The organism is Enterococcus sp. DIV0703, from assembly GCF_051711065.1.
Taxonomy (GTDB): domain Bacteria; phylum Bacillota; class Bacilli; order Lactobacillales; family Enterococcaceae; genus Enterococcus_B; species Enterococcus_B hirae.
Genome location: NZ_JBIOLX010000001.1, coordinates 1531858 through 1551332, shown reverse-complemented (window position 1 = coordinate 1551332; position 19475 = coordinate 1531858). Strand labels below are relative to the sequence as shown.

Annotated in this window: 15 protein-coding genes, 1 tRNA gene and 4 pseudogenes; 14 read left to right on the top strand and 6 right to left on the bottom strand. The window is 35.3% G+C overall.

All coding sequences use genetic code 11. The features are described from left to right. Window positions 1-150: 150 nt before the first annotated feature. Window positions 151-2763 carry an ATP-dependent chaperone ClpB gene (gene clpB / locus IGK81_RS07065; protein WP_010737669.1) on the top strand — a complete coding sequence of 871 codons (2613 nt, stop codon included), beginning with the start codon at window positions 151-153 and terminating at the stop codon, window positions 2761-2763. A gap of 474 nt (window positions 2764-3237) precedes the next feature. On the opposite strand, the gene IGK81_RS07060 is transcribed toward clpB, so the two are convergent. Genes IGK81_RS07060 through IGK81_RS07050 form a run of 3 tightly spaced genes read right to left on the bottom strand, consistent with a single transcriptional unit; the run spans window position 3238 to window position 5627 of the window. Next, window positions 3238-3903 (bottom strand): hypothetical protein, encoded by a 666-nt coding sequence (locus tag IGK81_RS07060; RefSeq protein ID WP_034698166.1) that lies wholly within the window; start codon window positions 3901-3903, stop codon window positions 3238-3240. After that, window positions 3896-4390 (bottom strand): nucleoside 2-deoxyribosyltransferase, encoded by a 495-nt coding sequence (locus IGK81_RS07055; protein WP_010719051.1) that lies wholly within the window; start codon window positions 4388-4390, stop codon window positions 3896-3898. The genes IGK81_RS07060 and IGK81_RS07055 overlap by 8 nt, the downstream gene beginning before the upstream one ends. A gap of 16 nt (window positions 4391-4406) precedes the next feature. Beyond that, window positions 4407-5627, bottom strand: a complete 1221-nt coding sequence (locus tag IGK81_RS07050; protein WP_010719052.1) for a GNAT family N-acetyltransferase — start codon at window positions 5625-5627, stop codon at window positions 4407-4409. A 146-nt stretch (window positions 5628-5773) separates the two neighbouring features. Here IGK81_RS07050 and lepA point away from each other — a divergent pair, with 146 nt between their 5' ends. From lepA to IGK81_RS07020, 6 genes and pseudogenes are all read left to right on the top strand, one after another. Continuing rightward, on the top strand, window positions 5774-7609 hold the full coding sequence (lepA, locus tag IGK81_RS07045; RefSeq protein WP_010719053.1) for a translation elongation factor 4: 1836 nt from the start codon (window positions 5774-5776) through the stop codon (window positions 7607-7609). A gap of 800 nt (window positions 7610-8409) precedes the next feature. Beyond that, window positions 8410-9193 (top strand): annotated as a pseudogene (locus IGK81_RS07040) (glycerophosphodiester phosphodiesterase). Between the two features lie 64 nt (window positions 9194-9257). Next, entirely contained in the window at window positions 9258-9479 is a 222-nt protein-coding gene (locus IGK81_RS07035; protein ID WP_034698163.1) for a hypothetical protein, read from the top strand. Next, a pseudogene (locus IGK81_RS07030) lies at window positions 9479-9681 on the top strand (phage holin). The gene IGK81_RS07035 and the pseudogene IGK81_RS07030 overlap by 1 nt, the downstream one beginning before the upstream one ends. Then, a pseudogene (locus tag IGK81_RS07025) lies at window positions 9682-10536 on the top strand (LysM peptidoglycan-binding domain-containing protein). A 255-nt stretch (window positions 10537-10791) separates the two neighbouring features. Further along, window positions 10792-11787 (top strand): hypothetical protein, encoded by a 996-nt coding sequence (locus IGK81_RS07020; RefSeq protein ID WP_438757774.1) that lies wholly within the window; start codon window positions 10792-10794, stop codon window positions 11785-11787. Here IGK81_RS07020 and IGK81_RS07015 read toward each other — a convergent pair. Next, a protein-coding gene (locus IGK81_RS07015) for an IS3 family transposase (RefSeq protein WP_087043335.1) occupies window positions 11771-12933 on the bottom strand; the annotation gives its coding sequence in 2 pieces (ribosomal slippage) (window positions 11771-12657 and window positions 12657-12933; 1164 coding nt in all). The two genes, IGK81_RS07020 and IGK81_RS07015, sit on opposite strands and share 17 nt — an antisense overlap. A gap of 206 nt (window positions 12934-13139) precedes the next feature. Here IGK81_RS07015 and IGK81_RS07010 point away from each other — a divergent pair. The 7 genes from IGK81_RS07010 (at window position 13140) to IGK81_RS06980 (ending at window position 17553) form a co-directional block, all read left to right on the top strand. Further along, window positions 13140-13520 (top strand): hypothetical protein, encoded by a 381-nt coding sequence (locus tag IGK81_RS07010; protein WP_141639395.1) that lies wholly within the window; start codon window positions 13140-13142, stop codon window positions 13518-13520. After that, window positions 13510-14175, top strand: coding sequence for a hypothetical protein (locus IGK81_RS07005; protein ID WP_051641757.1), 666 nt, complete (start codon window positions 13510-13512; stop codon window positions 14173-14175). Before IGK81_RS07010 ends, IGK81_RS07005 begins: the two co-directional genes overlap by 11 nt. Before the next feature lie 315 nt (window positions 14176-14490). Next, window positions 14491-14565, top strand: a tRNA-Ile gene (locus IGK81_RS07000). Between the two features lie 33 nt (window positions 14566-14598). Beyond that, the gene (locus IGK81_RS06995) at window positions 14599-14931 is read left to right on the top strand and encodes a putative quinol monooxygenase (protein WP_034698154.1); all 333 of its coding nucleotides are present in this window, start codon (window positions 14599-14601) and stop codon (window positions 14929-14931) included. Window positions 14932-15234: 303 nt separating this feature from the next. Next, window positions 15235-16401 carry an IS256 family transposase gene (locus IGK81_RS06990; protein WP_000195404.1) on the top strand — a complete coding sequence of 389 codons (1167 nt, stop codon included), beginning with the start codon at window positions 15235-15237 and terminating at the stop codon, window positions 16399-16401. 466 nt (window positions 16402-16867) lie between these two features. After that, window positions 16868-17062 (top strand): hypothetical protein, encoded by a 195-nt coding sequence (locus IGK81_RS06985; protein WP_010719054.1) that lies wholly within the window; start codon window positions 16868-16870, stop codon window positions 17060-17062. A 293-nt stretch (window positions 17063-17355) separates the two neighbouring features. Then, the gene (locus IGK81_RS06980) at window positions 17356-17553 is read left to right on the top strand and encodes a cold-shock protein (RefSeq protein ID WP_010718754.1); all 198 of its coding nucleotides are present in this window, start codon (window positions 17356-17358) and stop codon (window positions 17551-17553) included. 488 nt (window positions 17554-18041) lie between these two features. Here IGK81_RS06980 and IGK81_RS06975 read toward each other — a convergent pair. Next, window positions 18042-18247: pseudogene (locus IGK81_RS06975) on the bottom strand (tyrosine-type recombinase/integrase); the annotation flags it as partial. Between the two features lie 87 nt (window positions 18248-18334). Further along, a complete protein-coding gene (locus IGK81_RS06970) occupies window positions 18335-19384 on the bottom strand; it encodes a helix-turn-helix domain-containing protein (protein ID WP_412003850.1) in 1050 nt (349 codons plus the stop codon). Window positions 19385-19475 lie beyond the last annotated feature (91 nt).

Genomic DNA, 19475 nt, shown 5'->3' with positions numbered 1-19475 from the left:
GAGGCCTCTGTTGTGTTTTTTTTGTCATTTGTTTTCGATAAAATAAGTAAGGTTATCTTTTGACCAAGACTGACCAAAGAGGTATAATGATTATTGGAACGAGATGTATCATATTGAATATTGAAATTTTATATTCAGGAGGTAAGTAAAATGAACATTGAAAAAATGACAACCACGCTTCAAGAAGCGATTGCTGAAGCGCAACAAATCGCTGTCACAAGAAAACATCAAGAAATTGATATTGCGCATTTGTGGAAGATTTTTTTACAACCAAACCATTTTGGGCGCAATCTATACACTGATGCGGGAATGGATGTTGATACGTTTGAAAAGGAAGTAGATCGTGTATTAGATGAATATCCCACAGTTTCAGGGGGAAACGTCCAATATGGTCAGAATCTAAGCCAAAATCTATTCCGTTTATTAAATGAAGCAGACCAGTTAAGAGAAAGTTTTGGCGATGAATTTCTTTCAACAGAGATCGTAATTTTAGCCTTGATGAAATTGAAAAATTATCCATTGACGGTTTATTTGACCAAAAATGGTTTATCAGAAAAAGAGTTACGTAAAAATATCGAAGACATGAGAGGAGGAGAAAAGGTGACATCTAAAAATCAAGAAGAACAATACAAAGCATTAGAAAAATACGGCGTTGATCTTGTTCAACAAGTCAGAAGCGGAAAAATGGATCCAATCATTGGACGTGATGAAGAAATTCGGGATGTTATCCGTATCTTATCTCGTAAAACCAAGAATAATCCAGTATTGATTGGTGAACCTGGTGTCGGTAAAACAGCAATTGTAGAAGGGTTAGCACAACGTATCGTACGAAAAGACGTGCCAGAAAACTTGAAAGATAAAACGATCTTTTCATTGGACATGGGGGCATTGATTGCTGGTGCTAAATTCCGTGGTGAATTTGAGGAACGATTAAAAGCTGTGCTGAAAGAAGTCAAGAAAAGTGATGGACGAATCATCTTATTTATTGATGAAATCCATAATATCGTTGGTGCAGGGAAAACTGAAGGCAGCATGGATGCTGGAAATTTATTGAAACCAATGCTTGCTCGAGGTGAATTGCATTTAATCGGTGCTACTACATTAGATGAATATCGTCAATATATGGAAAAAGATAAAGCATTAGAACGACGTTTCCAAAAAGTCTTAGTCAAAGAACCGACAGTAGAAGATACAATCAGTATCTTACGAGGATTGAAAGAACGTTTTGAGATTCATCATGGAGTCAACATTCATGATAATGCATTAGTCGCTGCTGCAACTTTATCTGACCGTTATATCACAGACCGCTTTTTACCAGATAAAGCAATTGATTTGATCGATGAAGCAAGTGCAACGATCCGAGTAGAAATGAACTCTATGCCGACTGAGCTAGACCAAGTGACTCGTCGCTTGATGCAATTAGAGATCGAAGAAGCAGCATTGAAAAAAGAATCAGACGATGCAAGTAAAAAACGTTTGAAAAATCTACAAGAAGAGTTAGCTGATCTTCGTGAAGAAGCAAACTCGATGAAAATGCAATGGGAAACAGAAAAACAAGAAGTCAATAGCGTTTCTTCTAAACGTGCGGAAATCGATAAAGCCAAACATGAATTAGAAGACGCAGAAAACAACTATGATTTAGAACGGGCTGCCGTCCTAAGACATGGAACGATTCCTCAATTAGAAAAAGAATTAAAGGAATTGGAAGCAAAAGCTAAAGACAGTGAAATCAAAATGGTTCAAGAATCAGTCACTGAAAACGAAATTGCGCAAGTGGTTGGACGTTTAACTGGTATCCCAGTCACGAAATTAGTTGAAGGGGAACGAGAAAAACTAATCAAGCTCAACGAAACATTGCATAAACGTGTGATTGGACAAGATGAAGCAGTAGATGCAGTCAGTGATGCGGTCATTCGCTCTCGAGCAGGATTGCAAGATCCAAACCGCCCACTAGGTTCTTTCTTATTCTTAGGACCAACCGGAGTTGGGAAAACAGAATTAGCGAAAGCTTTAGCAGAAAACTTATTTGATTCTGAAGAGCACATGGTGCGAATCGATATGAGTGAGTATATGGAGAAACATGCCGTATCTCGTTTGGTTGGGGCTCCTCCAGGCTATGTTGGCTATGAAGAAGGCGGACAATTGACGGAAGCCGTTCGCAGAAATCCTTATACGATCGTTTTACTCGATGAAATCGAAAAAGCCCACCCAGATGTCTTTAATATCTTGTTACAAGTATTAGATGATGGACGGTTAACTGATTCTAAAGGACGTGTGGTTGACTTCAAAAATACCGTTCTTATCATGACCAGCAACATTGGTTCTCAACTGTTATTAGAAGGAGTGTCAGCAGATGGCACTATTCCTGAAGAAGTGGAAGAACAAGTAAGAACGATCCTTCGAGGTCATTTCAAACCAGAATTCTTAAATCGAATCGATGATACGATTTTATTCACACCATTAAGTCTTGAAAATGTGAAAGGAATCGTTGATAAAATGGTGGCACAATTGGCAAAACGATTGGATTATCAAGAAATTCATCTAACAATCAGCGACGAAGCCAAAACATGGATCGCTGAAAATGCCTACGAACCAGCATACGGGGCTCGACCATTGAAACGCTTTATTACGAAAGAAGTAGAAACACCATTAGCCAAAGAAATCGTAGCAGGACACATCTTACCAAAATCTAAAGTAACGATTACCTTGCTAGCAGAGAAACTTCATTTCCAAACGGAAGAACTTGAAGACACGGAAGAGTAAAGAAACGGTAAGCTTTCGCAAGAAAACGGGTGTTGACGAGCAGTAGAATCGATCAAATTTCAAGTTGAGTCACACACCATCTCAGCTCTCAAAAAAATAAAACAATAAAGTTAGGTCAACCACCTAGCTTTATTGTTTTTTTGTAATTTAGTCATAAGTCTGAAAAAATCATTCGTAAAATAAGTTGATCTCAATCGTTATCTCCAAGTTCATCTACTCATAAGGTAATGTTTTTATTCCCCATATAAATAGGAGTGGTCAGGTAAATATCTTCTTTGGTTCCCATCATTTCAACCCTTGTCACTAAGTACAATTTTCATTGGGAATGGTAACAAAATCACCGTAAGGGTTGATGATAAGAAATAAGTGGGTGAGACAAAAAGAGATGCTACCTAACCATTGACGTTTTCACGCACCATTTTTAGGAAGCATCTCACTTTTGTCACAATTCTTTAATGTGATATTTTTTTTGCTCTATTTCAAAATTTTCAACCGATAATTTTCAAAATAATCACGATTGTTTCTTCCTTGGATCCAAGCAAAGATTCCCATGACCAATGCACCAATCGTATTTGTGAATAAATCACCCATCGTGTCCATCAAAGCAGCTCGTCCGACAAATAAGGTGCCATCTGAAGCGGCAAACCGTTGGAGATTCATTCCTAAGAATTGATCACAGAGAAATTCCCAAAATTCCCAGAACACGCCACAGAGGCCAGCAAAGGCAAAACCAAACAGTAAAAACAACCATGGACTAGTCTTCGCAATTGGTGCATCTTTCAATAATAAGCCAATCAATCCGTAACCTAGGGCAGTCAATACCATAGGACTAACGGCGTGTAAAATTTTATCCCAGAATGAAATGATACTGATCAAATGCATACCGGTACCTAAGAACACGGAAATAAACAAGAAAAACCAATAAAATAAAACAATGGCATCTGGAACGTATAATTTTGCGATCTTTCTAACGATCTGAGGGAGAAAAATCAATAGAATCCCAGCTAAAGATTCGATGATGAAAGTAACTCCCTGAGTAGTTGAATATTTTTTAGTAATAAATTCATAAAGATTATAACAAACCACAAACACACCAAAAGCAACAAGTGCAAGTTGGATTTTTTTCATTGTCTTATTCATGGCTCAAACCTCCATCTAAGTAAGTCTTTACTTGACTGAGTAACGCTTCTTCACTAGTTACGAGAGCGCCATTTAGCTTGATTAACCCAATCGTATAAAGATTTAAATAATGGAATTGGTTTTCAGCTACTTCTTGTAAAGCAGCAATTTTTTGCGGGTGGGTACCGCCTTGTTGCCGACTATCTGTATACAATCCAATGACAGGAATCCCTTTAGCATAGGCAACACCAATTTCGGATGCAACACCAGGATCAATGGTCAAACCATCTAATAGTGCAATCATCAAATCACTTTCCAACACCTTTTCTGTATCGGCTAAAGCAATCATCTGACTATCAGCATAGGCTGTTTTATCATTGATCGCTTCGTTTTCTTGCGGAAGATAAATGGTTAATTCATTGGAAAGACTCCTGATTTCTTCTACAAGTTTCGCATTATATAATAAGTCACTTTTCGCAAAAAGCGGGGCAGCAAAATAAATATTCATTTTCATCGTCCTTTTCTTAGAAATAGTCACTGAAATAAGCTTCCATATTTGGAAGAATCAATTCAAGCGTTTTAAGTGTTTCATCATCCGTTTTGATTCGTTCGATCCTTGCAAGGTAAGAAGGGCGACGATAATTCATCATCAAACAACTTAATGTTTGAATGGACAACTGGACCGATTGTCCGACAGGTTCGTCCACGACATCCAATTGTCCGTCTTCGTTCCAGACCAACCCAAAAACACCATTGTTCCATGAGGCGATAGGGTCCTCGACAACAAAGTGGAAAGGTTTTGCAGTAGAAACGAAGGGGAATTGCTTCAGAAACTCTTTGACATCTACGATTCTCGCCATGTAATAAGGCTCGATCTGTTCTTTTATTTGACTATCTTCAATCAAGAAAGCCAGTGGCTCATTTTTGTAGATGTCACCGTGAACCCAGTAAACCATTGAAAAGTGTGCTGAAATAAAATTCCATAGACCATTCCGAGCTTCTTGATTCAAGTAAAACATCTCTTTGACATGGAAAATTTCTTCAGCGACCCAATAAAATAAAACACCAATTGGTTCATGCTCTTTCGTATAGTAGATCGCAGCTGTTCGTTCCTCTTTATTTTCAAATCGCCAATATTCTTCCCAATGAAATTGGCTACGAAACAAAGCACCGTGATTTTGAGCCGCAAATTTCTGATACACTCGATAAACATCTGGATGATCTACTGGTAATCGTTCAACCATTCCATCCACAGGAACATTCTTCGGTAATTGGGTATCACGAATTTTAAATGTCAACTTATCAGACATGATTTCCCAACCCTTGCGTCGATAATAAGGCACGCTATAGGGATAAAGATAAGAGATCCATTGTTTGTTTTTGCGCATATTATCTAACGCAACCAAGATCAAATCTTGCATCAATCCATGATTTGCATATTCAGGATACGTTCCGACACCGGTAACGCCACCCATTTTGTATGGTTTACCGTGGATGTTGACTTCACATGGATAGATCGCAATTTGAGAAATCAATTTGTTATGGTGGAACCAGCCAAATACTTCCGATAGTTCCAAAATTGGGCGCTTGGAGCGAATAAATGCCCCTTTGCTTTCAAAACCACTTTCTTCGATGTCTGCTTCTGTTACTTGAAAGACATAAGACAGTAACTCATTGAATTGATCAACATCTTTTTCAGTAACAGGTTTTAATTCAAGATTTTCTCTGAAATCTTTTTCATCCATTCTTTCATCTCCAATTATTTACTTGTTATTAGTATAGCAAATTTTCATAAAAAAAACTTCTAAAGCTGACTAGGTAAAAAGTCTTTAAATTCATGCTTTTCATTGATATAATGAGAGGTGCTGATTAAACGAAAAGAGGAGACGCTATGGATATAAAAAAAATGAAACAACGACAAGAGCAAATTCGAAATTTTTCGATCATTGCTCATATCGACCATGGAAAATCAACGCTGGCCGATCGTATTCTGGAAAAGACGAACACTGTGACGTCTCGTGAAATGCAGGATCAGCTATTAGACTCAATGGATCTAGAGCGTGAACGTGGAATCACGATTAAATTAAATGCTGTCGAATTGAATTATACAGCCAAAAATGGCGAAACCTATATCTTCCATCTAATCGACACCCCTGGGCACGTCGATTTCACTTATGAAGTATCAAGGAGTTTAGCAGCCTGTGAAGGTGCGGTATTAGTAGTTGATGCGGCACAGGGAATCGAGGCTCAAACATTAGCAAATGTTTACTTAGCTTTGGATAATGATCTGGAAATTTTGCCAGTCATCAATAAAATCGATCTTCCAGCTGCTGATCCAGAACGTGTACGACAAGAAATCGAAGATGTTATCGGAATCGATGCCAGTGAGGCAGTCCTGGCTAGTGCCAAAGCAGGAATTGGGATTGAAGAAATACTTGAACAAATCGTTGAATATGTACCAGCCCCATCAGGCGATCTGGATGCCCCTTTGAAAGCATTGATCTTTGATTCCGTGTACGATAGTTATCGAGGAGTCGTTCTGAATGTTCGAATCACAGACGGTATGGTCAAACCAGGGGATAAAATCAAATTGATGAGTAACGGCAAAACATTTGATGTGACAGAAGTGGGAGTCTTTTCACCCAAAGCTGTTGCTAGAGATTTCTTGATGGTCGGTGATGTAGGGTATATCACGGCAAGCATCAAAACGGTCCAAGACACACGAGTAGGGGACACAGTTACGTTGGCAGATAATCCAGCAGAAGAAGCGCTACCTGGATACCGTAAAATGAATCCAATGGTTTACTGTGGATTATATCCAATTGATACTTCCCGTTACAATGATTTGCGTGAAGCACTTGAAAAATTACAACTAAACGACGCAGCATTACAGTTTGAACCTGAAACCTCACAAGCCCTTGGCTTTGGCTTCCGTTGTGGATTCTTAGGTTTATTACACATGGATGTAGTCCAAGAACGTTTGGAACGTGAGTTCAACTTAGAGTTGATCACAACGGCACCTTCTGTAATCTATCATGTGAATAAAACAGATGGGTCTATGACAGTCGTCGATAACCCGGCAGATTTTCCAGAACCAGTAACGATCCAAGATGTTGAAGAACCTTTTGTCAAGGCACAAATCATGGTTCCAAATGACTTCGTTGGTGCAGTGATGGAATTATCTCAAAGAAAACGTGGAGAATTCATCACAATGGATTATTTAGATGATTATCGAGTGAATGTCGTTTATAACATTCCACTTTCTGAAATCGTTTTTGACTTTTTCGATAAACTAAAATCCAGTACGAAAGGTTATGCTTCCTTGGATTATGAAATGTCCGGTTATCAAAAGAGCAAGTTAGTAAAAATGGATATTTTATTAAATGGAGAAAAAGTCGATGCGTTAAGTTTCATCGTTCACCGAGACTTTGCTTACGAACGAGGAAAAGCAATCGTTGAAAAACTGAAAAAACTAATTCCACGTCAACAATTTGAAGTGCCGATCCAAGCAGCTATCGGACAAAAAATCGTTGCTCGTTCAGATATCAAAGCATTACGTAAAAACGTCTTAGCAAAATGTTATGGTGGAGATGTCTCACGTAAACGTAAACTTCTTGAAAAACAAAAAGAAGGAAAGAAACGAATGAAACAAATCGGTAGCGTCGAAGTCCCACAAGAAGCCTTCATGGCTGTTCTGAAAATGGATGAGGATGAACCGAAGAAATAGCAAAGGGTCTAGCCATTGAGCTAGACCTTTTTTATCTGTTTTTCCCACGGTTTTCCCACATGGAAAAGGGAAGGATCAAAAGGCATGATCCTGTAGCATTTTTTCAAAAATGTCAACTGTATCTTTTTCATTTTTTTTGTAACATGGGCATAGGTATCCATTGTTGTAGCTAACCTGTAATGACCTAATCTGGCTTGGATCTCCTTAGGCTTTGCTCCTTGTTCTAATAACATGGTGACGAAAAGGAAGAAATTGGAAGATAGCGAACAGCGACTAAAACGGTACCTACAACAAACACTGACGAGTTCACTGAAGCAAGCAAAGTTATTTTCGAAAGGACAGGAAGACTTGTGATAGCATATATGATGGTCGACAATAAGAATGCAAATTTTGCTGGCTGAAAAACGCTAGTGCAATATCCGGATGGCTTCTATCCTGCTTACTACAACAACTGGGGCGGAGCTCTATCAAACAGAAAGTCTAGAAATCCCATTTTAACGCTATACGCAAACGGAATTCAAATTATGGCGCCGACAACGAATTTCCCTGCAGGACAGGAATGCGTTGGCTCTGTTACATATTCTACAAATGACGATTGGCCTCCATCGGAAATATTAGATACTCCAGAGCAAATTGAGACAATTGCAAGTTACCTCAAATGTAAATTACCTCCTTAAAAAGGAAACATCTATGATAGAAACCGACTTATTATTGCTCTAGTCTTTTTTGTGTCTTTTTAATTTGATATACTTGTTTTTGAGGTGATTCCGAAAGTGAGAAAAATATCAAAGATATTAATTATGTTTTCCATTGTTTTAACCGGATGTGTTTACTCATCCAGTAGCTTATTGAACCATAAAGAAACTTACCTAGTAGCCCATAGAAGTGCACATATAGTTGCTCCTGAGAATACAGTTGAAGCTATGAGATAAGCAAAGTCACTTGGCTATAATGCAGTAGAAATTGATGTAAGAACTAGTAAAGATGGAGTGAATTTCTTGATGCACGATGACACTCTTGATAGGACAACAAACGGAAAAGGACAACCAGAAAGACTTACAATCAAACAGCTTAAAGAATTATCGATAGATACTTCAAATTATCCAAAATATAAAGATAAAAAAGTTAATATACCAACTTTTGACGAAGCAATTAAAGAAATAAGTAAAGACAAATTAATTGTTAATGTGGATGGATCAAAGGGAGACTGGAATGACGATAAATTTGTTACATCAATTGTAAATACATTAAAAAAAATACAATGTATATGATCGTTCTTTTTTTGTCCTGACAAATAAAAAAATTAGAGATAAGGTAGTAAAGGATCATCCTGATTGTACGGTTTCATGGTTATATGATTCAAAAAATAACATTGACGATGATATACAACAAGTTGAGCAATATAATAAAGCTTTGCTATCAGTATCAAATGACTTAGCAACAAACCAAGTAATTGAAAAATTAAATAGATCTGGAATTATGTACCAGATTTATGGTGTTAATGATGCTGAAAGGTTTAAAAAGTTAAAATCATTAGAGGTACCTATAGTAGAGACAGATACAATCAATCCAAATAAAATATAGAATAAATTAGTATAGAAGCGCACTCAGAGGAGTGCGCTCTTTTTGTTTGGAAAGTTAGTGAACTATGAGTATTGATGCGATTATTTCTGTTTTAAGTATTGTAGGAACATTAGTTGGTACATTTGCAGGCATTGTTTTTTCAAACAAACTGACCGTTTATCGAATTGAGCAATTGGAGAAAAAAGTTGAGAAGCATAACCATATTGTTGAACGCACTTTTCTATTAGAAGGACTGATGAATGAAGCAGAACATGATATTCAGGAGATGAAAGGAGGCGAGAAGTAATAATTTTACCCGATAAATATTATCAAATTATTAAATGGACAGTACTTACGGTATTGCCCGCTTTATCTGTATTAGTAGCCACATTAGGCAAAGCATATGGATGGAATGAAACAGATATGACAGTATTAACTATCAATGCCATAGCAACATTTTTAGAGTAATTACAGGAGTATCAGCTTACAATTTAAAAGATAAGGAGTAAATGAATGAAAAAGAAAATTTAGCAGAAGCTCTCGTAGCTCTTTTTTTATTGCCCATCAATATTTTTGCCGCCAAATGCGATCAGGGTGTGGATAGGGCGATTTATCAAGGGGATCAAGGACGTTTTGGTTATGATCATGATAAATTTGCTATTACTTAAATAGGTGGGTATAACGCAAATGGCATTTACGAACAGCGCACATACAAAACGCAATTAGCAAGTGCTATTGCGCAAGGAAATGTCGATCTAACAGGGATCACTGATAATGGTTATACTAACTCAGATAAGCTACAAACAGAAACGCCAACAATTGATGCCGGCGAAGAAACAAGTGAAAAACCAAAATCAGAAATCAAGACTGGCGACACTGTTAAAGTGAATTTTTCGGCTAATCAGTGGGCGACCGGTGAGACTATTCCACAATGGGTGAAAGGTGAAAGCTACAAGGTTCAACAAGTTGATGGTAATAAAATCTTGCTTGCTGATATTCTTTCTTGGATCGATAAATCTAATGTAGAACTTTTACCAGATTTTACAACTGTTGCAGAACAGCCCTCAGCTACAACGCACATTGTACAATACGGAGAAACCTTGTCGTCAATCGCCACTCAATATGGCACAACGTACCAAGCTTTAGCCTCATTGAATGGATTGAGTAATCCAAACATGATCTATGCTGGTCAAGTGTTAAAAGTAAGTAGTGTAGCAAGTGCAACTAGAACGTATACAGTTCAATATGGCGATAATCTTTCGTCAATTGCGACTGAGTTAGGAACAACGCACCAGTCACTAGCACAACAAAATGGATTATCAAATCCTAATCTTATTTATCCAGGACAAGTATTAAGTTATTAAAATAGCTCCTCGTTGAGGAGCAATACTTAAAAATTATATATAACATTTTTATTACAAGTTTAGCGTTATATATTGCATGAAAGATTGTTTTAGTGTCATAAACGTTTAATTTGAACTTATGTTCCCTATGTGTTAAAGTTACTCCATAATCCTCAAAGATTATATCTGCTAAGTAGATGCCCAAAAGCTATTGTCTTTAGGGCTTTCTTTTGGTTTAATTGTCTTAGCAGATATTATGAGAAGAGGTATTTTGACATGAAATATACTAAAGAAATGCTCCAAGTATATCTTAGTGAGCTTACAATTCCTCAACGATTAGAAGTTGAGGGTATATTTAAATCCTTTTGCAAACTTGAAGAAGCTTATTATGAAACTTTAGAGGATGCATTAGAAAGTAAAACCGGAGAAGAACAGGTTCTGAAAGCTATAGATACTTTTGGATACTCTGATAGATACAAATATAGTGCTATATTTAAAGTTGATAATAATAAAGTAACATTAGATGAGTTAATTAAGAAGATGCCTATTGCTGAAGAAATAGATATATATAGTATTGATGAAAATATAAAATTTAGACAATTTGAGAATGAATTCAAATTGGACTATTTAATTAATTTCAGAACATTTGATGGAAATGGAAAAGATATTTCTGTCAAACATTTCAACAGTATTTTAGTGGCCTACTATGAATTGAATAGTCAAATCTTTATTGAAATATCTATTTCTGATATTAGATTATTTTATCGACAGAATGATCCGGATTATTTCAAAAATATGATTCAATTAATTAAGCACAAGTTGGTGTCTATACTTGGGATAACTTTAAATTATGTAGATTTTAGTGGAATTATCTTAGATATTTCTAATAAAGATGATTTAGATTATGTAAGATGTACAGGTACTTCTATGAATACGAAAAACAAAGCTCAAGCTACATTGAATAGTGGTAAATCTACTAATTTAGTTCTTCCTATTTTAGGTGATCTAGAGGTGTTTATAAAAGAACATCACAGTTTATTCAATAAAAATAGATATACAAAAGATATAGAAGATAAATTAATAAACTTCATTGATGATATAAAAGTCAATTCAGAATATCCATGGATTGGAATGGCAACAGTTTTTTTGACAAATTTTATAAGGTGCAGAACTTCTTTCCGTATGCTATTCCGATTGTCCTTGACAATGAGCCTCCTCGGATGTGACGATCTTCGGCAGGAGCTAACAGTTAAAGTTAGACTGCCTCGCTAGCGTTAGCACATCCGAGCTCATTATCAAGGATTCGCTGCGCCAATTTCTGGTTACGGTAACCAACCGGTGTCTCGTAGCCAAGTGTACCGTGCAACCGAAGGTGGTTCCACCAATTGACATAGTCAAATAACTCCAAATCCAATTGTTGTAAGGTTTCAAATGTGTATTGATAGACAAATTCTACTTTCAACGACTTATAAGTTGATTCAGCTACGGCATTATCAAAAGGACAGCCTTTATGACTCAATGATCGATTGATGTCAAAAGTTGTTAATAATTCATCAATAGCTTGGTTATCAAACTCTTTTCCACGATCAGTATGAAAAATCTCAACCTCTGTCAGAGGTTGTTTGATACGGCTAAATGCTTTTTTTACTAGAACGGCATCTTTATGTTCTCCACAAGAATAGCCGAGAATTTCTCGATTGAACAGATCCAAAATGAAACAGACATAATTCCATTTTTTCCCGACTCGTACATAAGTCAAGTCTGTTACGATCGCTTCTAATGGGTTGTCTCTTAAGAATTTACGATTCAATACGTTTGTCGTTTTGGCTTCATTGCAAGTAGAATGATGTACTTTAAAATAAGCAACAGTATAGCTCGATTTTAATCCTCTATTTTTCATGATTCTACTAATTTTTCGTCGGCTGATCTGAATGCCTCGTTTTGATAAGGCTTTTTTTATTTTTCTTGAGCCGTAGGCCTTTCGGCTGCGGATAAATTCTTCAGCGACTACTTCTTCAAGTTCTGATTCGTCTTTCTTTGGTTTTGATTGATAATAATAGGACTGACGTGATAGACCTAATATTCTGCACATCGCTGATATAGGGTAAAGATGCTTATTCGCATCGATTACTTGTCTCTTCGTCCGAATATCAGCGCTGCTTGCTTTAAAATATCATTTTCCATTTCTAATTGCTGGTTTCTTTTACGTAGTTCTAACAATTCTTTTTGTTCAGGCGTAAGATTATCTTTTTCTTTGAATGAACCACTCGTTTTAGATTGCTTTACCCATTTGTCAAATGCTGAAGCTGTTAGTTCATATTCTCGAATGATTTCTACACGTGGCTTTCCAGCTAAGTAAAGATTGACGATTTGTTGCTTGAATTCTTGTGAAAAAGTTCTTCGTGTTCTCTTAGACATAAAAATTCCTCCTGGTATGTTTTCTTCTAGTCTACACACCTTAATTTTTCTGTCTAGTTAATTGTAGCCTATCCAGATTAATTTAACATGGGGAAATAGAAAAGGACCTAAAAACAAAACTTTAGAGGTTAAATATTTATTTCATTATCAAAATTTTATATTATTAAACTATTTTAGTCATTCTTTAGGGAGAGAGGGGATGCGGCGTGCAACCAGAAGATTGCTCGAAGAATTTATTAACTGCCAGACTAGCGAAAGAGTTAGAGAATTGGAATCTATCATGTAAGACAGAAACAATCTTGAATGATCTTTCAACATATAAGGTTGAAGAGTACATTTATATCTCTTCTTTTAAAAGAAAGAATAATTTAACTTATAAACAAGCGGTGAACATTCTTAATATGTTCCTAAAAAAGAATATATTAAAAGAAGTTTTTGTTGTTTCATTTCAAGGTAGATGGATAGGAGAATATTATACTATATCAGAAATACCAAGGGAATTATACGATGAAGAAACCGGTATTGATGTAGAAATAAGTGAAGAGCATATATTTACCTGTTTTGAGGTGGTTAAAAATGTTTACTGAGTTGGATCGAACAGTTGAATATCTTCATGCACTCAATGAAGGCGATGAAAAGGAACGGTTGTTATCTGAATTTTGTTTTAATGAGCAGGAGATACAACAGATTAAATCAGATATTGAACGTATTGAAAATGATAATTTTGAATCAACTACAGAGAAAGGACATGCACTAGAAAATTTAGCAAAGTCTATATTATCCTGCAAAAATTTATTTGAAGTTGATACAAACCTACATAGTTCCACTAATGAAGTAGATTTATCATTAAAACTAAAACCTGGTTCACAAATTTTATTAAATAGTTTTTTTCCTCGACTAAGTAATCTCGTATACATTGGTGAGTGTAAAAATTATAATAAAAAAATTGATGTTACCTGGATAGGTAAAGTTCATTCTTTGATATGTTTGCATAATTTTGATGTTTGTTTACTATTTTCTAAACATGGATTTACTGGACGAAAGTGGAATGCAGGCTCAGGATTGTCTAGAAAAATAGCTTTAAGAGAGAATAGGTATATTATAGATATTAATTTCAAAGATTTGGAAAAATTAAAAGAAATTTCTATTTTAGAATTGATTCATGCTAAATATTCAGAAATAATTCATGATATTGATTATGCTGAGTACTTATCTAAACATCCGGCTGAAGAGATTAAGTGAATGTCTTTCTACACAATCTAAAAAAGCCTTGCTCAATCCTGGGTGAGGTCTTTTTTTCGTTCTGTAATCAATTGTTCTAATTCTTGTAAATCTTCAAGAATAGATTAGTTTCGAATAAATGATCTATATAAAGTATAAAGTATTTAGATAACTGTATTGACAATAGCAAAAAATGTTCGATAAAATAGTGATGTTATTGCATATCTTCTCTATCACCCATAAATAGTCACACTCCAAGATATGTGATAACAGGTTTGTTGCCATGATTTATTTCCAGACGTTTGTATTTTGTATGGCTTTTAGTGGCCACAACCTGTACCCTTAGCTCAGTTGGTTAGAGCAGACGGCTCATAACCGTCCGGTCGTGGGTTTGAGTCCTACAGGGTTACATAAAGATAGATACATATTCAAGGAGGGAAAGAAATGGCTATTACTGTGAACATTTATTATAGTGGTATAAATGGAAATGCGAAAAAATTTGCAAAAGAGATGGTTTCAACTGGAATTGTAGGAGATATACGTGCAGAAAAAGGTAATATTAAATACGAATACTTTTTTCCAATGAATGATGAGAACACAATTCTTCTAATTGATAGTTGGACGGACCAAGATGCTCTAGATAAACATCATGAATCTCCGATGATGGCTCATATTACCAAACTTAGAGAAAAGTATGATTTGCATATGAAAGTCGAAAGATATATAACAGATATAAATAATATTTCTACAAAGGATTCCTCATTTATAAGGAAATAGAGCACGTATTTTATTTAATAGGATAGGGGTTCCTGTAAAATAGGAATATTACTTGTAGTACTCTTTAGCAACAATCTATAATCAAGCTATTCCACGCACTTTCGGGTTGTATTTTTTTGTTTTAAGTGAAAAAAATATAAAGTAAACAATTTTTTTGTTTGATAAAATAAGAGTGTCATCACGTTACACAATCTTAATGCCGGATAAAGTCCATATAATTGTGTAAAAGCAAAAAGGCCATATGAACGCCTCTTTACGGTACAATGTTTTTAACCACTAAAAACATACCCAGGAGGCAATCATATGACCCAAGTACATTTTACACTGGAAACAGAAGATATTCAAAGTTTAATTGACCAGTCGGTCAAAGATAATGCGGCTAAACAAATTTTACAAACTGTATTTAATCAGTTGATGGACGAGCAGCGAACAGATTATATTCAAGCCACAAACTATGAACGATCAGACGATCGAAGAAGCCAACGCAACGGCTATTATGAAAGAGAATTAACGACTCGTATTGGCTCTCTTGAGTTGAAAGTTCCCCGAACACGCGACGGTGAATTTGCACCGACTGTATTTGAGCGGTATCAACGCAATGAGAAGGCTTTGTTAGCCTCTATGTTAGAGATGTATATTTCTGGTGTCTCTACACGTAAAGTCTCTCAAATCGTTGAAGAACTATGCGGTAAATCAGTCTCTAAATCCTTTGTCTCCAGTTTAACTGCCCAGTTAGACCCTATGGTCTCTGAATGGCAAAATCGTTTTCTATCAGACAGGTCTTTCCCTTATGTTATGACAGATGTTATCTACATCAAAATCAGAGAGAATCATCGTGTCGTATCTAAAAGCTGCCATATAGCGATTGGCATATCAGAAGATGGAGAGCGTGAGATTATTGGCTTTATGATTCAAGATGAAGAAAGTGACGAAACTTGGTCTCTCTTCTTCGACTACCTCAAAACCAGAGGGTTAAGTGAAGTGGAAATGGTCATTTCCGATGCCCACAAAGGCTTAGTCAAAGCCATCAAGAAGTCATTTACAAACGCTTCATGGCAACGATGCCAGGTTCACTTTATGCGTAATATCCTCAATTGTATCCCTAAGAAAGATTCAAAACCTTTCAGAGAAGAAGTCAAAGCACTCTTCAAATTTACGGATATTGAAACGGCTCGCAAGGCTAAAAATACTATAGTAAGTGCCTATAGCGAACAATCAAAATACCATAAAGCCTGTGAAAAACTAGATGAAGGATTCGAAGATGCCTTTCAATACGCCGTTGTCGGTAAAGGTCAATCGAGATTAAAAAGCACGAATCTTCTTGAACGGTTAAATGAAGAAGTCAGACGCAGAGAAAAAGTTATCCGAATCTTTCCGAATCACGCCTCTGCCAATCGTTTAATCGGTGCAGTTCTTATTGACCGTCACGAAGACTGGCTAAGCTCTACCAGAAAATATATTCAATTTTAACCTATAGGTTAAAGCTTTAAAACAGTGTACTGTATTTTACACAATTTTATGGACTTGACTTAATGCCGTTTCCTTTTAAGATTGATGACATCTATTCAGAGCTACTTGAAAGAGTAGCTCTTTTTAGTTGCTTTTGATTAATCTATTTTATAAAAAATAGATTGCATTTCTATTCTGCCATTTTTGGTTAAATATAATGTTTTTTATTATTAGGTAATATTTTTTATATTAGATATAACAAAAACAAATAAAAAAACTTAATTTAATAGATTATAATTATAATGTGCTACAAGATATTACATGTTGTATTCGCATTATTCAGGTTAAACTATGTAGCACAAAATAAATTTCGTAGTAACTACGATCAACCTCACAAAGATCTCCTGTATTTTACTGCGATTTATTATCTATGAGACTACTCATAAGAGTAGTCTTTACATAAAAAACTAATAAAGAAGGTATCACTATGTATTATGTAGAAGTACAAACACGAGGAGTAAAAAACAAACAATATGTCAAAAGTGTAATCAATAATTATCCACTATTAGGATCATGGAAAGAGGCTGAACCATTTTCAAAAGAATGTGCATTGCAAATAAAATCAGTTTTAGAACAAGAACTAATTTGTGGAAAAGCAATAGTCAATATAGTAGAAAAGTAAAATTTATTAAAGCTTTAAGTAAATGATGTAATATTGTAATTAGTGGCGTTAGTCGTTTATTTTCAATTTTTTCATCCTTTAATTAATCATTCTAAATATTTACTCCAAATTTTGTATTAAAAAGTGTATCAAGCAGTTATCCTTGTGTTACCATTGCATCCGTGTTATAGTAATTAAGTAATCTAATTTGAAACGTAATCTGAGCGATATATTCACACTATAAAAACTCCTTTTACCAAGTAATATTAATTGCAACAAAACACGTATTATATACGTATTAGGAGGAAATATATATGAATAATGGTACAGTAAAATGGTTTAACTCAGATAAAGGTTTTGGATTTATCACTGGTGAAGATGGAAATGACGTATTTGCACACTTCTCAGCTATCCAAGGCGATGGATTCAAAACATTAGATGAAGGTCAAGCTGTTTCATATGATATTGAAGAAGGACAACGTGGTCCTCAAGCAGTAAATATTGTAAAATAATGTTGAACTTTAACCATCTCAATCGAGATGGTTTTTTTATATTATGGCTCATAAGCATCCGGTCGTATAATCGAGTCTTACAAGGTAAAAAATATTCTGTTAAAGAAATAATTTCGCCATTTTTTCGCCCATTTATAAAACATCAATTATTATTATATGAGTATCAGCAAGTATTAAATAATAGGCTCTTGCTTAATATGAAAGTTGGTATAATAGGATTTATAATGATGTATAGATATTAGAAAAACTTTGTGAATAACACAATCTTATAGGAAGCCTTCATGGCTGTTCTGAAAATGGATGAGGATAAACCGGAAAAATAGCAAAGGGTCTAGCCATTGAGCTAGACCTTTTTTATCTGTTTTTCCCACGGTTTTCCCACATGCGAAGAAATAGCAGCGCTTGCTTGAAAATAGTGTAAAAATTAGACCATGTTTACATGGATTTACCACCGGTTTGCTACCGGTGGTTTTTTTTGGTGGCAAACCTCAAGAGTTCTTTCTAAGCTTCTCCATAATGTCGACCGTTTCATTTTGCATTTTATTCGGCATGTGAGAGTATCCATCGTAATAGAAATTCTGCTATGCCCTAGTCGTACAGGAAATTCCTTCATCTTAGCACCATTTTCAAGAAGAGTAGCGTGAGTATGCCGCAAAGAATGAAAGTTGAATGAGAGGGGGAGTGTATTCGAGATTGAGTATTTCATTTCACTACACTTTGAATGACCGGTTTCATGCTTCCCCTAATCCTTGAACTGAGCGATTACTACTATTATCACTACTCAATAAGAATAATAGACACGATTGCGCTGATATTTATATGGGGTTATGCCTACGATCTTTTTGAATACGGTTGAGAAATGGCTCTGGGTGCTAAACGATAGTTCTTCGGCAATTTGATTGATGGATTTGTTAGAAAATAATAAAAAGTACTTGGCCTTTTCAATTTTCTTCAAATGCATGAAATCTTTAAAATGCATCCCAACTTCTTTATAAAATAACCTCCCCACGTATTTTGAATCCCGATTTAAAACATCGCAGATATCTTTTAAAGAAATAGCTTCATACAGATGATTTTCTACAAAGTTAAGAACACATACGGTAACAGGGCTATAGGTTTTTTTAGGAATATTGGTTGGATGAGCCAAAAAGTCATGAATGGCTTGCTTAGCTAATGTTTCAAACTTATTGATATCACGAATTTCCTGTAAATATTCATAGTACTGAAACTGTCTATTAAAAACTTTGCTTACCGGTACACCTTTTTCAACTTCCACTCGTGTAAGTAATGTAATGAGCGCACAATAAAAACATTTAAGTTGATCGCTTGTAAGGCTCTTATAGTAATATTTGATAAATAATTCAAGTGTTTTTATTGCAGCTAATTTATTGCGATCTTTTACATGAGAAAAGAGCAGCAACTCTAACTTATAGTATTCTTCAATATCGTAAAAAGTATTATAAGAGAATATTTGTGATTGGTAAAATTCTTCTAGATTTAATTGCTTATCGTCGATTTTTTTTGGTGAATGATGATTTGCTAATATAAATAGATTTGTAAGGATTTGTCTGAATTCTTGTGTGGTATCCTCGGCTTCTTTTAAACCAAAATTTACCTCAGCCATGAGTAATGGGCCACAGGTAATCTGCATATAACCTGTCTCCGATGAACTGTCACTATATAAAAAAGTTCCATAGATTTCTCGTTTTATATTATACATTTGAATAGCAGAAAGCTGATTTTCTTCTGTTTTTAGTGTTTTTTCAACCACACTGACGGGAATGCCTAGTTTTTCTGTTATGGATATTAATGAAATAAGGATTGGCGACATACTAACACCTCCATTCAAAATATAAAACACTTTCTTAATAAAAGAAACACTTTTTTGGTATATCTATTCATAATCATTGTTTATACTATGG

Coding starts and splice junctions, on each gene's coding strand:
- clpB (WP_010737669.1), top strand. CDS start 151: ATGAACATTGAAAAAATGACAACCACGCTTCAAGAAGCGATTGCTGAA.
- IGK81_RS07060 (WP_034698166.1), bottom strand. CDS start 3,903: ATGAATAAGACAATGAAAAAAATCCAACTTGCACTTGTTGCTTTTGGT.
- IGK81_RS07055 (WP_010719051.1), bottom strand. CDS start 4,390: ATGAATATTTATTTTGCTGCCCCGCTTTTTGCGAAAAGTGACTTATTA.
- IGK81_RS07050 (WP_010719052.1), bottom strand. CDS start 5,627: ATGGATGAAAAAGATTTCAGAGAAAATCTTGAATTAAAACCTGTTACT.
- lepA (WP_010719053.1), top strand. CDS start 5,774: ATGGATATAAAAAAAATGAAACAACGACAAGAGCAAATTCGAAATTTT.
- IGK81_RS07035 (WP_034698163.1), top strand. CDS start 9,258: ATGAGTATTGATGCGATTATTTCTGTTTTAAGTATTGTAGGAACATTA.
- IGK81_RS07020 (WP_438757774.1), top strand. CDS start 10,792: ATGAAATATACTAAAGAAATGCTCCAAGTATATCTTAGTGAGCTTACA.
- IGK81_RS07005 (WP_051641757.1), top strand. CDS start 13,510: ATGTTTACTGAGTTGGATCGAACAGTTGAATATCTTCATGCACTCAAT.
- IGK81_RS06995 (WP_034698154.1), top strand. CDS start 14,599: ATGGCTATTACTGTGAACATTTATTATAGTGGTATAAATGGAAATGCG.
- IGK81_RS06990 (WP_000195404.1), top strand. CDS start 15,235: ATGACCCAAGTACATTTTACACTGGAAACAGAAGATATTCAAAGTTTA.
- IGK81_RS06985 (WP_010719054.1), top strand. CDS start 16,868: ATGTATTATGTAGAAGTACAAACACGAGGAGTAAAAAACAAACAATAT.
- IGK81_RS06980 (WP_010718754.1), top strand. CDS start 17,356: ATGAATAATGGTACAGTAAAATGGTTTAACTCAGATAAAGGTTTTGGA.
- IGK81_RS06970 (WP_412003850.1), bottom strand. CDS start 19,384: ATGTCGCCAATCCTTATTTCATTAATATCCATAACAGAAAAACTAGGC.